The sequence below is a fragment of the Chitinophaga sp. 180180018-3 genome (assembly GCF_037893185.1).
GTDB lineage: Bacteria > Bacteroidota > Bacteroidia > Chitinophagales > Chitinophagaceae > Chitinophaga.
The window spans coordinates 2,503,199-2,517,639 of the sequence record NZ_CP140772.1; the positions used below are offsets into that span (position 1 = coordinate 2,503,199).

Sequence of the window (14,441 nt, forward strand, 5' to 3'; positions counted from 1 at the left end):
CACTTACCTGTTAAATGGATACTCATTAATCCAGTGAAATCCTCTGCTGATCAGCAGATACTCTTTTGGATCCTTCTTCTTTAAAGTGATCTTTACGCTATCTGCGCCTACCTGACCACTGAGTAAAAGTAAGCCATCTTCCGGAATATGATAATGTAGGGAGACACTATCCGCGCTGGTACTCCAAATAGAAAAAGTATGCCGCACACTATCTGTATGCTCGTATAATCCCGCCAGTTGCCCGCTGGAGTCTTTTCCGATTACCATGTGGTCTCTTTCAATAAACATTTTTTTCCATTGTTGCATCATCAGCAACGGATCGGGCAATTTACCGGCCGCTGTAGAAAAAGATACCGGCTCATAGGTGCCGAACAATACCGACGGAACCTGCCGGCCACGTACCACACTAACTGCACTGTAAATGCCTAATCCCATAATAAGTGCTACCATTGGTGTTTTTATATAGAGATATATACGCCGCCGTTTTTTATCCTGCCAGTCCGGATGCCAGCTGTTGCCGGCAGGCACCGGTTTATTCAGCACGAAGAAATTAGTTAGCCTTCGTATATCCGGAAGCGTTATAAACAGCGCTATCAGGAAAAGATGACTGGAAAACAGTTTTACCGGAATGTCGTAAAAGAAGTTCATCGCCACCACATTACCCATTACCGCCATAGTTGCAAGAGCGCCCAGTAATCTGCTGCGATAGAAGAGCAATAAGCATCCGGCGCCTGCTTCAGCAAGACCGGTAAAGATATTGTAACCAGTCGATTGTCCCATGTAGGTCCATGCCAGTCCCATGGGCGACATTTCTCCCACCAGTTCGTCCAGCCTGAACAGCTCATGATCCGGAAACTGTACCTTAATCACCTTCGCCATTCCATAGGTGATCATATTCAATGCCAGCGCATATCGGAGCACTGCCAGCAACCAGTATTGCTCTTTGTCATAGCCGTCGCGTTTACGATCGATGATACCCCATATAGTGCTTGCAATAAGCGCTGTTACCGCAAAAACAAATAGCTGCAGGTAGTTGTACGTCGTATCCCCGCTGCCGTTAGGCCAGTACTCAATCTTAAAATCGTGTCTGATCAGCAGGCGGCCGGCTAAGGTAATAGCCGGATCCCATAACCATTTCAGTGAAATAACATCTGCTACGTTCAGGAAACTGGGAATGCAATATATGAGGAAATAACAGGCAAAAAACCTGAAGAGAAGCTTTCTGGCCAGCGACCAGTGGGTTGTATTTTCAGTACTCAAATTCATAAACTAACGGTATGGTATATACGTTATCTGTTAAACGGGTATTCGTTGATCCAGCGGAAATTTCCCTGTATCAGCAGGTAGCTGCTCATATCTTTTTTTCTCAAGGCTATTTGTGTGCTATCATTGTACAGCACCAGCTGATCTTTGCCCGGAAGCTTGTAATGCAACGCGATGCTGTCGCCGGAATTGCTCTTGTAAGTGAGCAATTGCCCGATGCTATCTACCTTTACTGTAAACCACATACGCGGGTGATCTTTTCGTTTTACGAGCATCACATCACCCTTGTCTATATAAATTTTTTCCCAGGAGCTGGAAACTTTAATCGTGTCTGCAAGTCGTGCTGAATCAGCGGCCGTTTTCCTGAGCAGGAGGCTCATATTCGGAAGGGAATCATTTGCCGGCGCATTGCTGGCCACCACTTCATAAATGCCATAAAGGAAAGGCGTACGTTGCTTCTTTATATAATTGGCATGCATACCAATGCCACGCTCAATAGGCTGGCTCACGATCACTATTACTAACAGGGCTTGCAGTACAACAAGACTAATCCGCAGCCATTTCCTCCTGAATGTGGGGACCCACCTGGGCGGAGGACCGGCTGCCTTGTCGAGCAGGAATACCCGGAGAAAGCGTGGGAGATCCGGTGCGGCAATATAAAAAGCAGTAGCGAACAGGTGACTCGAAAACAACTTCACCGGGATGTCGTAAAAGAAATTCATAGCCATTATATTCGCCATTACTACCATCGCCAGAAGTGCGCCTGGCAGCAGGGTACGCCGGAACAACAACAAGATACCCGCAATGAATTCTGCTAAGCCGGTAAACAGGTTGTAGCCGGAAGAATAGCCCATATAGGTCCATGCCAGCCCCATCGGTGACATATCACCGATATGTTGATCGAGCCGGTATAACGATGGGAAAGGAAACTGTGCGGGTACAATTTTATACATGCCGTAACTCATCAGCGTCATTGCCAGCGTATACCGGAAAAGCAGCGTGACCCAGTAAAGCAGCCGGTTGTAGTTGTTGCGCTTCCTGTCGGCCACCGACCAGATGAGGAAAATCAGCAACGCCGTCACTGCCATGCAACATACCTGCAGGTAGTTATACGTTGTATCTCCACTGCCATTAGGCCATATCTTAATGGTGAAAGACGGATCTATTAATAGTTTTCCTGCCCACGTGATGGGTGTATTCCAAAGATCCGAAAAGCCCAGATTGCCAAAGGTATATAGCAACAGGTAAGCGGTAAAATACCGGAAGAGGGCCTTTACGGGCACAGACCAGTGATTGTTCACAGTAGTAACAGCGTCGTTCATCAGGATTGTATATCTCTACGAATTAACAAAATTCCGTGGATTAATATCCCGTTGCCCACTGCTTTTATGAAGGTAGATAAGAATATCACCTGATTAATGTGATGCTGCCTTTGAACTCAAATTTTTCTCCGCTTTCGCATACGGCCCGCATGCTGTATATGTAGCTGCCCATCAATGACTCTCCTCCGGCGCTAAGCCCATTCCAGCCTGCGGTTTGTACATTTATCGGGAAGTGTGCATTCTCAAATACCAATGAACCCCAACGATCGTAAATACGCAGCCATTCAATTTCCTTTATCCCTTTTCCTTTCGGATATACCCACTGGTTATTTCCGGTTGGGCCGGGAGTAAAGGCAGTAGGCATATATACAGCCGATTGATTGCATAACAGGTGTATGCTCAGGCTATCAGACGCTTTACAGCCATAGGTATTTTCAACCGTTATTACGTAACGGGTGCTGAGATTGGGAACTACTTCAGTGGTAGGACAGGTGGCGCAACTGAGATCTGTTGCGGGGCTCCACAGCCAACTCACTACATCGCTGCTGTAGGTGCCGTTAAGGTATACGGGCGTGCCGGCCATGGTGGTTCTGTCGGGGCCCGCTTTTACCTGGGGAAGCGCGTTTATCTGTACCTTCACGGCTGCTTTGTCGGAGAAGCATCCCTCATTATCGTAGCCGGTGACATTGTATACATATTGTCCGGGCTGCGAAGGAGATGCGGTAGGTGTGGCACTGTTGGGCATATCGATGTTGGTGCCCGTCCATGTATAACTATCAGCGCCGGATACACTGAGTGGGAGCTTGCCGCCCAGGCATAGCATCGTGTCTGCCGAAGCATGTATCTTAAAAGGCTGCACCACCCTGATGGGTACTTCGCCCGTGTTGGTACAGCCATTACTGTCGGTCACTTTCACCTGGTAAACAGTATTTATTTGGGGAGATGCCACCGGGTTGGCTACCGCCGGATTATTGAGGCCGGTTGCGGGAGTCCATTCATATATACTGCCGCCCTCAGCATGCAAAGACATACTATTGTTAAGGCAGATAAATGTGGCCGGAGCACTCGCATTAACGTTCGGCGCCGGAAATACATTAATGGTGTGCAACTGCTGATCACTGCAACCATCGCTGCTGGTTACCGTGAGTGTTACATTGGCCATGCCTGGCTGCGTGTATGTCAGCGGGAGCGGCTGTGGTAACTGACTGCTCATACCATTGCCGAAATTCCAGTTCCAGCTAACATTACTGACTACCGTAACGGCTCCGCTGAACTTCACCGGTACATCCTGGCACACTTTATCCGGCCCGCTGATAGTTGCTAACGGTTTCGGATATACGTGTACTACTGTATCCGCTTTTTGCTGGCAGCCATATTTGGTGCTGACGTTGATGGTAAATGTATATTCCCCCGCTTTGTTGAGATAAAATGAGGGCGTGGTGGTATTGATTTGCTGCGGTTTGAGGCTGGCATCATAGCCCCAGGCGAATGTTGGCTGGATACCCAGACTGTCTACCGAGAAACTGTTGAATGCAGGCATTAACGTAAGCAGGCCCTCGTTGCATATCTTTCCCGGATTGGGGTGCAACCGGATGTTCAGGTTATCAATCACTATCGGATGATCCAGGAATGCATTGCCCCGGCAGCCGGCATCATCTCTGAGCAGCAACCTGGGATTGTAGACGCCTGGTGCTGGATATTGATGCGTTGTTTGCAGTGCAGTGGTTTCTTGCACGGTACCATCTGCAAAATCCCAGCTGAAGGTGGAGGCATTTTCAGGTGTAACAGTAAATGTGATTTCTTTTCCCAGGCAGCCACCGTCGGCGCTGGCCTTGATGGAGGCATACGGCCCGGTTACAACCACTGTCTGCGTATCTGCATCTGTTGCTCCGGTGACGCTGGCCACTTTCAGTATTACCTTATAATGCCCGGCCAGCGTGTAGGTATGAACCGGATTCGCCTGGTTGGAGCTGCCGCCATCGCCAAAATCCCACAAATAACTGGTGGCATTCACCGAGTTGTTGGTGAACCGGAAGATCATTGGTGCGCAGGTACCTCCATTCACGAACGATGAAGTATAGGTGAATGATGCATTTACGGTGGATACCTTGATGGGTTTTGTTATGGAACCTGTACAGCCATTATTGTCGGTAACATGCAAACTTACCTCGTAAACGCCTTTGTCCGGATAGTAATGATAGGTGTTACCCAGGGTCTGTATCGTGCTGCCATCGCCAAATGCCCACTGCGCATTGGTGATCTTTCCGCCTGTTTCTGTAGTCGTATTGCTGAAATGCACCGTGCTGCCCGGTTTTACAAAATAGCTGTCGGCATTGAAATCGGCATTAGGCCCGTTTATCTGCAGGTACTTTCCGGAGGAAGTACTGGTACATCCGTCGTTGTCAGTAACCGTCACTGATGGTAATATATCGGTGCCAGCCTGCTGGTAGATATGCCTGAAAGGACTGCTGGTAAAGGTTTGCGGTGGTGTGTTATCGCCGAAGTTCCATACCCATTTCTGAATGCCGGAACTATAGCTCAGATCAGTGTTATCCGTGAATACCACTTCTGTGCCCCTGCATGGTACCTGAGTGGGCATATTAAAGCCTGCTACCGGTCCTTTAACGTTCACTTCAATAGTATTGCTGGTATCATAACATCCCAGGCTGTTTTGTGCCAGCAGCCGGAGCGTATGTTTACCAGGAGCAAGACTGTAAGTATAATTGTTCTGAGTGAGCGACGCGGAAGGTACATCGTTGCCGTCTGCCTGCCAGTGATAGGGCTGCGCTCCCAGGATCGACGTGTTAATTTGTTGAACAGACGCCGTTGTGTGGTCGCTGGAACAGAAACTGGTCTTATCTGCTGTTATCACCACCGCTGAACGGCCAATAATGGTGACCGCTTTAATCAGATAAGTGTTGCAATGATTATCCGAAGTGGTAAGCTTCACCCTATAAGTGCCCGATTGGGCATAGGTATGCGTTAGCGCATCGCTATGGGTAGTGTAGGTGGTATCTTTGCCGTCTCCCCAATCCCATTGCAGGCTGCTGGCGCCTATTGAATATTCCGATACCTGGAGCGTCATCCGGTTGTCGCAGGTGGGCGCGGCATCAAACCGCGGAAAAGGAATGATTGCCGTGATAAATGCTTTCTTGGTAATAGTAGAGAAGCAGCTCCCGTTATGTACCGTAAGTGTAACATCATAAGTGCCCGGTGCACTGTAGCTATAAGAAACAGTGTTACCCTGCCCTGTACTGCCATCACCGAAATTCCAGTACCAGGAAGTTCCGACATCCGACTTGTCGAAAAATATGACGGGCGTATTGCCGCAGACCTGTGGTGCTTCCGGTGAGGTAAAATCAGGCGTTGGCTTTTTATAGATAATCACCTGCTTTTGGTAGGCAGTGGTACCGCTACAGCCATTGTTAGTCACATAAGTCAGTTTAACGGTGTAGATGCCCGGTGATGTAAAGGTATGCAACGGCGCAGCCACTGTAGAAGTGCCTCCATCGCCAAAATCCCATTGATAGCTTTGGATTTTATCGTTGTTGTTGACGGATGCGGTAAAGCTGGTCGACAGATGTTCGCAACCATTATCTTCCCCGGTGTAAATTGTTACCGCCGTGTTATGGATGCCGACAGGAATTAGCTGCTGAACAGTACATCCCTGCTGATTACTCGCTGTTAATTTTACATTGTAATCTTTTTCGGCTTTGAAAATATGCGATGGGTTCTGCACAGCAGCGGTAGTGCCGTCGTCAAAGTCCCATTGCCAGGTATCGGCATTCGTGCTGTTGGCAACAAAGTTGACGGTTGCGGGTGGTACACAGAATGGCAATATACTTATGCCCGGATTCACAGTAGGGGAAGGCACTACAACAGTCGCCTTTTGCGCGGAGTCCGGACAGGTGCCGTACATGGCTTTCAGTTTTACGGTAAGCGGACCGGTTGCGGTAGCGTTATAAGTGGTATGGTCAATATATCCCTGAACAGGCAGGCCATTTACCTCCCAGGTAGTACTTTGCGGTACTGCCGGCGCAAACGTGGCGCTGAACGTGGCAGTTGTTCCGGCACATATCTGTGGCGGAACAACAAGGGTAGTCGCAAAATTGGCAATATTAATATCGTCGACTGTTTTGCTATCGATACAGCCCAGGTCGTTCGTAGCGGTTAGTTTTATGCTATGTGTGCCTTTCGTAGTAAATGTATGGCTGCCCGGATCTTTGGAGATACTGGAAGTACCGTCGTCAAATTCCCATTTGTAGGATACTGTGCCTGATTCAACAGTGGTATTGGTAAATATCACATTCGCAGGCGCTGCACAAAATATCTTGCTGGCCAGAGCAAAATTAGCCTGTAATCCGGGGTTGGCAGTTACAGCATTGTTCAAGACTTTGAAATTCGTACATCCGTGATTGTCAGTAACTGTGAGTACCGGACTGTAAGTGCCGGGTTGGGTATATATATGCGAGGTATTGCTGCTGCCATTCAGCGCTACATTGCCATCTCCGAAATCCCAGCTGAACCGCTGCAGTGTTCCGCTGGTCGACTGCGACTTATTCGTAAAAACCACCGTAAATGGTACACAGCCTGCCGGAGGAGAGAGGGCCAGATCAACCACTGGTTTCGACCATACTGTAATATATCCCGTTTTTACAGCCACCTGGTTACTGCCATCTGCATAGGTTGCGGTGAGTGTCACTGTATAACTTCCCGGGCTCACATAAGTAGCTTCAGGATTCTGTTTGTTTGAAGTGATACCGTTGCCGAAATCCCATTGCCAGGCTACCGGGCTGCCGGTACTTTTATCTGTAAAGGAAGTAATCAGCGATTCACAATCGCTGACAGACGAAGCTGTGAAATCAGCTCTCTGTTGTGCAGTAACTCCCTGTATACACAGCATTCCAACAAAGCAACACCAGATAAAGGAGTTAACAGATTTGCGGGACGTCAATGACAGGTCCATAGGGTAAGGTGCGATACGGTACTTAAAAATAACGTATTTCAGACATACTATTGATGCCTGTGTATTATGTTTTCATATACAATTAATGGTTAAATTTAATAAACTAAAAAGCAGCTGATTATGTCGGAGTTATTTAGCCCCTTTTCTTTGAGGGAGGTTGTTTTGCGGAACCGTATTGCGGTATCGCCTATGTGCGAATATTCTTCGGTGGATGGTTTTGCCAGCGACTGGCACCTGGTACACCTGGGAAGCCGCGCCGTGGGTGGGGCCGGACTCGTTCTCACCGAAGCAGCAGCGGTATCACCCGAAGGCCGTATCTCGGCCCACGATCTTGGCATCTGGAAAGATGAACATATACCAAAGTTGAAACAGATCACCGGTTTTATCTCAGAACAGGGAGCTGTGCCGGGTATTCAGCTGGCGCATGCCGGGCGCAAAGCTAGTACAGTAAGGCCCTGGGAGGGAAGCCGGGCGCTGACTGCTGAGGAAGGAGCCTGGCAGGCCGTGGCGCCCAGCGCCATTCCATTTAATGATGTCTATCCCAAACCGGAAGCACTAACGGATACGGGCATACGTAAAATAACGGACGACTTCCGCAATGCTGTCATCCGCTCCCGGGAAGCAGGTTTTCGTGTGATTGAACTGCACGGGGCACATGGTTATTTATTGCACAGCTTCCTGTCGCCACTGAGTAATCAACGTACTGATGAATATGGAGGTACATTCGAAAACAGGATCCGGCTTTTATTGGAAGTAATCGCTGCCGTGCGCGAGGTGTGGCCGGAGCAATATCCGTTGCTACTTCGTATATCCGCTACCGATTGGGCGGAAGGAGGGTGGAATATTGATGAGTCAGTAAAGCTGGCCGCAATTGTAAAAGACAGGGGAGTAGATCTCGTCGATTGTTCTTCTGGAGGTCTCGCTGCACACCAGCAAATCAAAGTGGGACCCTTATATCAGACGCCATTCGCAGAAAGGATACGTAAAGAAGCACATATCCCTACTGGTGCCGTGGGGATGATCACGACGCCCGAAGAAGCTTCTGCTGTCATCGCCAATGGCCGGGCCGATCTGGTATTCCTGGCGAGGGAATTCCTCAGAGATCCTTATTTCCCCCTGCGGGCCGCCTACGAGCTCAAAACAGAGGTAAAATGGCCGGTACAGTATGAAAGAGCGAAGAGAAGAATTACGAATTGAGAATATAGAATGAAGAATGATGAGCGAAGACCCACACGAAATGTTATGATAACAAAAGTCGTGTGGGTCTTCGCTCATCATTCTTCATTCTATATTCTCGATTCGTAATTATCTAAGGATCTTCTCCACCGCTTCCAGCTCTTCTTTGTCAAAATGAGTATTCTTGAGAGCATCCAGGTTGTTATCCAGCTGGGTTACTGAACTGGCGCCGATCAGCACGGTGGTGATACGTTTATCTTTCAATATCCAGGCCAGTGCCATCTGGGCCAGTGATTGCCCCCGTTTAAGTGCCAGCTCATTGAGCTTTTTCACCTTTTCTATCTTCTCCGGTGTTACATCTGATTCCTGCAGGAAGCCACTTGGTTTGCTGGCCCTGGAGCCTGCGGGAATACCGTTCAGGTAGCGATCTGTGAGCAGCCCCTGCGCCAGTGGTGAGAAGGGAATACAACCTACGCCGTTGGTTTCTAATACATCCAGCAGCCCGTTCTCTACCCAGCGCTCAAACATGCTGTATTTAGGCTGATGAATCAGGCAGGGTGTGCCCAGCGATTTCAGCACTTCAACCGCCTTTTGCGTTTGCTCGGCAGTATAGTTAGATAAGCCAACATATAATGCCTTACCCTGCTGCACAATGCTATGTAAGGCCCCCATGGTTTCTTCAATCGGTGTAGCCGGATCCGGCCGGTGAGAATAGAATATATCCACGTATTCCAGCTGCATACGCTGCAGGCTCTGTTCAAGACTGGAAATAAGATATTTTCTGGAACCCCAGTCGCCATACGGCCCGGGCCACATGGTATATCCTGCCTTCGACGATATGATCAGCTCATCTCTGAGATGACCCGTAAAATCCTGCTTCAGAATCCTGCCAAAATTCGTTTCCGCACTTCCCGGTACCGGCCCGTAGTTATTAGCCAGATCGAAATGTGTAATACCTTTATCGAACGCTCTTCTTACAATGCTGCGTCCATTCTCATAACTGTCAATGGAACCGAAGTTATGCCACAAACCTAATGATACAGCAGGCAACCGGAGACCACTCCTGCCACATCTGTTGTAGATCATACTATCGTACCTGTCTGTTGCGGGTGTATAAAACATGAAGTGCAAAGTTTAGGGGAACAAGATAGGGTATAGAATTAAGAATAGAGAATATAGAATTAAGAAACAGCGCGAAGACCTTAGTGATTGATAAAGTAATATCATTAATCGCTAAGGTCTTCGCGCTGTTTCTTAATTCTATATTCTCTATTCTTAATTTTACACGGCTTCCTCTATCGGCAACGGCATCGCCTGTTCTTTCGTCATTTGCTTCAGCTTGTTGCTGTTCTTTACCTTGGCAGGAACAGGTCTGATTTCCCAAACGATACCCAGCAGCCCAAGTGTTCTGATCACATAGTAGGTGATATCGAATTCCCACCAGTAAAAGCCCTGTCGTGCTGCGCTCTGATAATAGTGGTGGTTATTATGCCAGCCTTCTCCCAGCGTGACTAAAGCCAGGATAGCACTGTTGCGGGACTCATCTCCCGTATAATACCTTTTATTACCAATTTTATGCATCAGTGAGTTGATCGTAAATGTACCGTGATACAGTATTACTGTGCTCAGGAAAAAGCCGATCAGGAGGGTCGACAAGCCGGCTGTCCAATCAAACCAGCCTGTACCGTTTACTTTGTTACCTACAAAATATACGGCTATTGCCAGCACAACGGCAGGTACCATATGCCACTTATTCAGCCACATCAATTCCTTCGCCTTGTGGTCCTTGATCAGGTCGAAACGGGTAGGCTTGTATTCTGGTCCCATAATCCAGCCGATATGGGCATACCAGAAGCCATAAATGTTGGCGGAATGCGGATCTTCAGGCGTATCGCTGTGCTTGTGGTGGATACGGTGATTGGCCGACCACCATAACGCTCCCTTCTGCAGACTGCTCTGTGCGCCACCGGCGAGGATAAACTGGAAGAATCGCGACGTTTTAAACGCACGATGCGAGAAATATCTGTGATAGCCCGCTGTCACAAAGAACATCCGGATTACATACAAAACACCGCATAATATCCAGTCAAATGCTGTTGTACCGGTGAAAAATGCCAGTAGGGGCACCGCGTGTATGCCCAGAAAATCTACCTGGTGCCACCAGTTTGGTGGCTTTCTGTCTTGCTTGATCGCCTTATTCATTCCACAAAGATAATTTCCGTCAATTGTATAATCTATGATTTAAATCATTTGGGTCATTAAATCATTTGACCCACAAAGTTAAGGGCTTTTCCCCGGTTTTTTACCCGGCAAAGCGGATTGAACATTTTAGCCCGGGCGCTGTTAGAGAAAAACATAGCACCAATCATTATTCACACTAAAGTAATTATTATGTCAGAAATCATTTCAGCTATCCGCAACACCATTAAAAACTGGTGGTTGTATCTGTTAAATGGTATTATTTTCCTGATTGCGGGCTTCATTGTTTTTGCCAACCCATTCAGCAGCTACATCCTGCTGAGCATCTTCTTCGCGGTAACTTTCTTTGTTACCGGTATCTTCGAAGTAGCCTTTGCTATCAGTAACCGGAAAGCTCATTCAGGCTGGGGATGGTCGCTCGCTTCCGGCCTGATCGACCTCGTAATTGGTCTGATATTGATGCTGCATCCTGCGCTCAGTATGGCGGTTATTCCGCTGTTCCTTGGTTTCTGGTTTATGTTCAAAGGTATCGGGCTTATCGGCTTTTCTATCCAGCTGCAGGCCGATAAAATCCCCAATTGGGGCTGGCTGCTTGCAGGGGGTATTAGCCTGATCGTTGTATCCGTTTGTATACTGGATAATCCCGCTCTTGGGGTAGCCACTATCCTTAGCCTGATGGGCGCTGCTTTCCTGGTAACAGGTGTATTCAGTATCGTGTTTGCATTCAGGTTGAGACGATTGAAGAAAAGTCTTTAGCTGCTAAAAGCTGCCAGCTATTGTTTACATTTGATTAAATCTAATCTTCATCGATGAAACTCAACAAAATCTATGCTATCGCTACCCTGTTTTGCTGCGTAGGTATTCAGCAGAGCTTTGCACAAACCACGTCTACCTACAATCAGCATATTGCATTTGCCCCCTTATTTTATCCTGCTCCGGGGAATGAATACCGCAGTGCAGGCGGACAGCCAGGTCCCAGGTACTGGCAAAATGCCGCTGATTATAAATTGAATGTAACCCTCGATACCGTTCAACATCGTGTAAGCGGTACCGTAGTCATTACCTACAAGAATAACAGTCCGGATCAACTTCCTTTTGTATGGTTGCAGCTGGATCAGAATGTGTACCGGGAAGATTCCCGGGGTGCCGCTACGGTAGCGCAAACCGGCGAACGCTTCGCCAACCGCAGCTACACAAAAGGTGTTGAGCTTAAAAGCGTGCAGGTAACCGGTAACGGAAAAACTGCCGCAGCCAATTACCTGGTGAATGATACCCGTATGCAGATAAAACTGAACGAGGCCTTGAAACCTGGTGCTTCCATGCAGATCAGTATCGACTATTCGTACGTGGTACCGGAATACGGTACGGATCGTAATGGTCGCCTGCGTACGGCTAACGGATGGATATACGAAATTGCACAGTGGTATCCCCGCATGGCGGTGTATGACGACATCCTCGGATGGAATAATATTCCGTACATGGGGGCATCGGAATTTTACCTGGAATATGGCAACTTCGACTATTCCATAACGCTGCCAGCCAATATGATTGTTGGTGGCTCCGGAGAAGTCGTTAATGAAGCGCAGGTACTTTCTCCCAAAGAAATCGGCCGGCTGACCAAAGCCCGTAACAGCGATCAGACGGTGTTAGTACGCGATAGCGCAGATCTGTTATCCAATACCGCCAAAGGCTCCCGCACCTGGCATTTTGTATGCAAAAATGCACGTGATGTGGCCTGGGCTGCTTCGGCCGCTTTTATCTGGGATGCCGCCCGCATGAACCTGCCCGGAGGTAAAAAAGCACTGGCGCAATCCATGTATCCCCTCGAGGTAGCCGGATCAAAAAACTGGGGCCGGTCTACCGAATTTGTAAAAGGCTGTATTGAACACTACTCTCAACAATGGTATGGCTATACCTATCCCGTGGCTACCAATATTGCAGGTATTGTAGGTGGAATGGAATATCCCGGTATTGTTTTCTGTGGCTGGAAATCCTACGGGGGGGGCCTCTGGAATGTAACCGATCATGAATTCGGACATAACTGGTTTCCCATGATCGTTGGGTCTAATGAACGTAAATACGCCTGGATGGACGAAGGCTTTAATACGTTCATCAATGGCATCTCCACTGCTGCTTTTAATAAAGGTGAATTCCATGCGCCGGCCACTGTACAACGCATGGCGCCAATGATGTTCTCCGCCAGGGCAGAGGCGATCATGAACACGCCCGATGTAATAGATCTCAATTACAATGGGGTTGCAGCTTACTACAAACCCGCTATGGGCCTCAAATTGCTGAGAGATGAAATCCTCGGTCATGAACGCTTTGACTATGCATTCAGGGAATACATCAAACGCTGGGCATTCAAACATCCCACGCCATGGGATTTCTTCCGCTCCATCGAAAATGCCGCAGGTGAAGATCTCGCCTGGTTCTGGCGCGGCTGGTTCTTCAATAACTGGATGCTCGATCAGGCAGTGAAAAGTGTCAGCTACGTAAGAAAAGATCCCGCACAGGGAGCACTCATTACCATCGATAACCTGGAACAGCTGCCCATGCCAGTGGTAGTAAGTATCAAAGATGTAAACGGTAAGGCAGACACTGTTCGCCTGCCCGTTGAAGTATGGCAGCGTGGCTCCTCCTGGACGTTTCATTACCCTTCCAAAGTTGCACTCGCCAGTGTGGTTATCGATCCTGCCGGCAACTTCCCGGATATTAAACCGCTGAATAACAGCTGGTACGCAGAACGCGGAAAACCAGTGCCAGCAGGACTGGATGCTGCTACCGTTATGGGAAACTACCTGAAGGCAATCGGAGGAGCAGATAAAGTGGCGGGTATAAAAGATATACAAATTTTCGAAACCGGCGATATCCAGGGTACCCAGCTGGAAGTAACCACCAAAGCGAAATTTCCCTCCAGGCAACTGTACTCCGTGTACGTTCCCATCGCTAACCTGGTAGGACTTAAACTGCTCATAAATGGCAACGATGTGCAATCGTTCCGCGGTGGTAATCCGGTACCGCTTTCCGCTTCAGAAAAAGCCATACTGAAAGATAAGAACGCCCTGTTCCCCGAACTGCAGTTCGCACATTCCGATAGTGCCAAAATAGAATTGCAGCCGGTTACTGATGTGATCAACGATGCCCCGGTTTATGTAGTAAACGTTGCTACTGTGAGCGGTGCATTGATGCGCTTTTATTACGATGCTAAAACCGGCCTGAAGTTGCGTACAGTACTGCTTTCCGGCGATGAAGCCAAAGCCCCGGAAACAACAACGGAATACTTCGACTATCAGCCTGCGGATGGAATACTTCTGCCGTTCAAAACAATTTCCAATTTAGGAGGTTTCAGTACCACGCTGAAAATAAAGAGTGTGCTCATCAACCAGGGCCTCAACGACGAGGCATTCAGGTAGCATTAAGAATAGAGAAAGAAGAATTAAGAAAATACAGCGGAGATAGTAAACGCGAATATTACATTCGCTGCTATCTCCGCTGTATTTTCTTAATTCTTC

The 14,441-nt window shown here is 48.2% G+C and carries 8 protein-coding genes; 3 read left to right on the forward strand and 5 right to left on the reverse strand.

Going from position 1 to position 14,441, the window contains the following annotated elements; translation table 11 throughout:
• Nucleotides 1–3 precede the first annotated feature (3 nt).
• From UNH61_RS10035 to UNH61_RS10045, 3 genes are all read right to left on the reverse strand, one after another.
• Nucleotides 4–1,266, reverse strand: coding sequence for a hypothetical protein (locus tag UNH61_RS10035; protein WP_326991962.1), 1,263 nt, complete (start codon nt 1,264–1,266; stop codon nt 4–6).
• Nucleotides 1,267–1,289: 23 nt separating this feature from the next.
• Nucleotides 1,290–2,585: a hypothetical protein gene (locus UNH61_RS10040; protein ID WP_326991963.1), complete on the reverse strand. Its 1,296-nt coding sequence runs from the start codon at nt 2,583–2,585 to the stop codon at nt 1,290–1,292.
• Between the two features lie 85 nt (nt 2,586–2,670).
• On the reverse strand, nt 2,671–7,551 hold the full coding sequence (locus tag UNH61_RS10045) for a PKD domain-containing protein (protein WP_326991964.1): 4,881 nt from the start codon (nt 7,549–7,551) through the stop codon (nt 2,671–2,673).
• A 120-nt stretch (nt 7,552–7,671) separates the two neighbouring features.
• On the opposite strand from UNH61_RS10045, the gene UNH61_RS10050 reads away from it, so the two are divergent.
• Complete coding sequence (locus UNH61_RS10050; protein ID WP_326991965.1) at nt 7,672–8,748, forward strand: NADH:flavin oxidoreductase/NADH oxidase; 1,077 nt, start codon at nt 7,672–7,674, stop codon at nt 8,746–8,748.
• A 108-nt stretch (nt 8,749–8,856) separates the two neighbouring features.
• Here the strand turns inward: UNH61_RS10050 and mgrA are convergent, their stop codons facing one another.
• Both mgrA and UNH61_RS10060 read right to left on the reverse strand, forming a co-directional pair.
• A complete protein-coding gene (mgrA, locus tag UNH61_RS10055; protein ID WP_326991966.1) occupies nt 8,857–9,849 on the reverse strand; it encodes an L-glyceraldehyde 3-phosphate reductase in 993 nt (330 codons plus the stop codon).
• A gap of 159 nt (nt 9,850–10,008) precedes the next feature.
• Entirely contained in the window at nt 10,009–10,929 is a 921-nt protein-coding gene (locus tag UNH61_RS10060; protein ID WP_326991967.1) for an acyl-CoA desaturase, read from the reverse strand.
• Nucleotides 10,930–11,118: 189 nt separating this feature from the next.
• On the opposite strand from UNH61_RS10060, the gene UNH61_RS10065 reads away from it, so the two are divergent.
• Both UNH61_RS10065 and UNH61_RS10070 read left to right on the forward strand, forming a co-directional pair.
• Complete coding sequence (locus UNH61_RS10065; protein ID WP_326991968.1) at nt 11,119–11,682, forward strand: DUF308 domain-containing protein; 564 nt, start codon at nt 11,119–11,121, stop codon at nt 11,680–11,682.
• Nucleotides 11,683–11,735: 53 nt separating this feature from the next.
• Entirely contained in the window at nt 11,736–14,342 is a 2,607-nt protein-coding gene (locus UNH61_RS10070; RefSeq protein ID WP_326991970.1) for a M1 family aminopeptidase, read from the forward strand.
• The last annotated feature ends 99 nt before the right edge of the window (nt 14,343–14,441 follow it).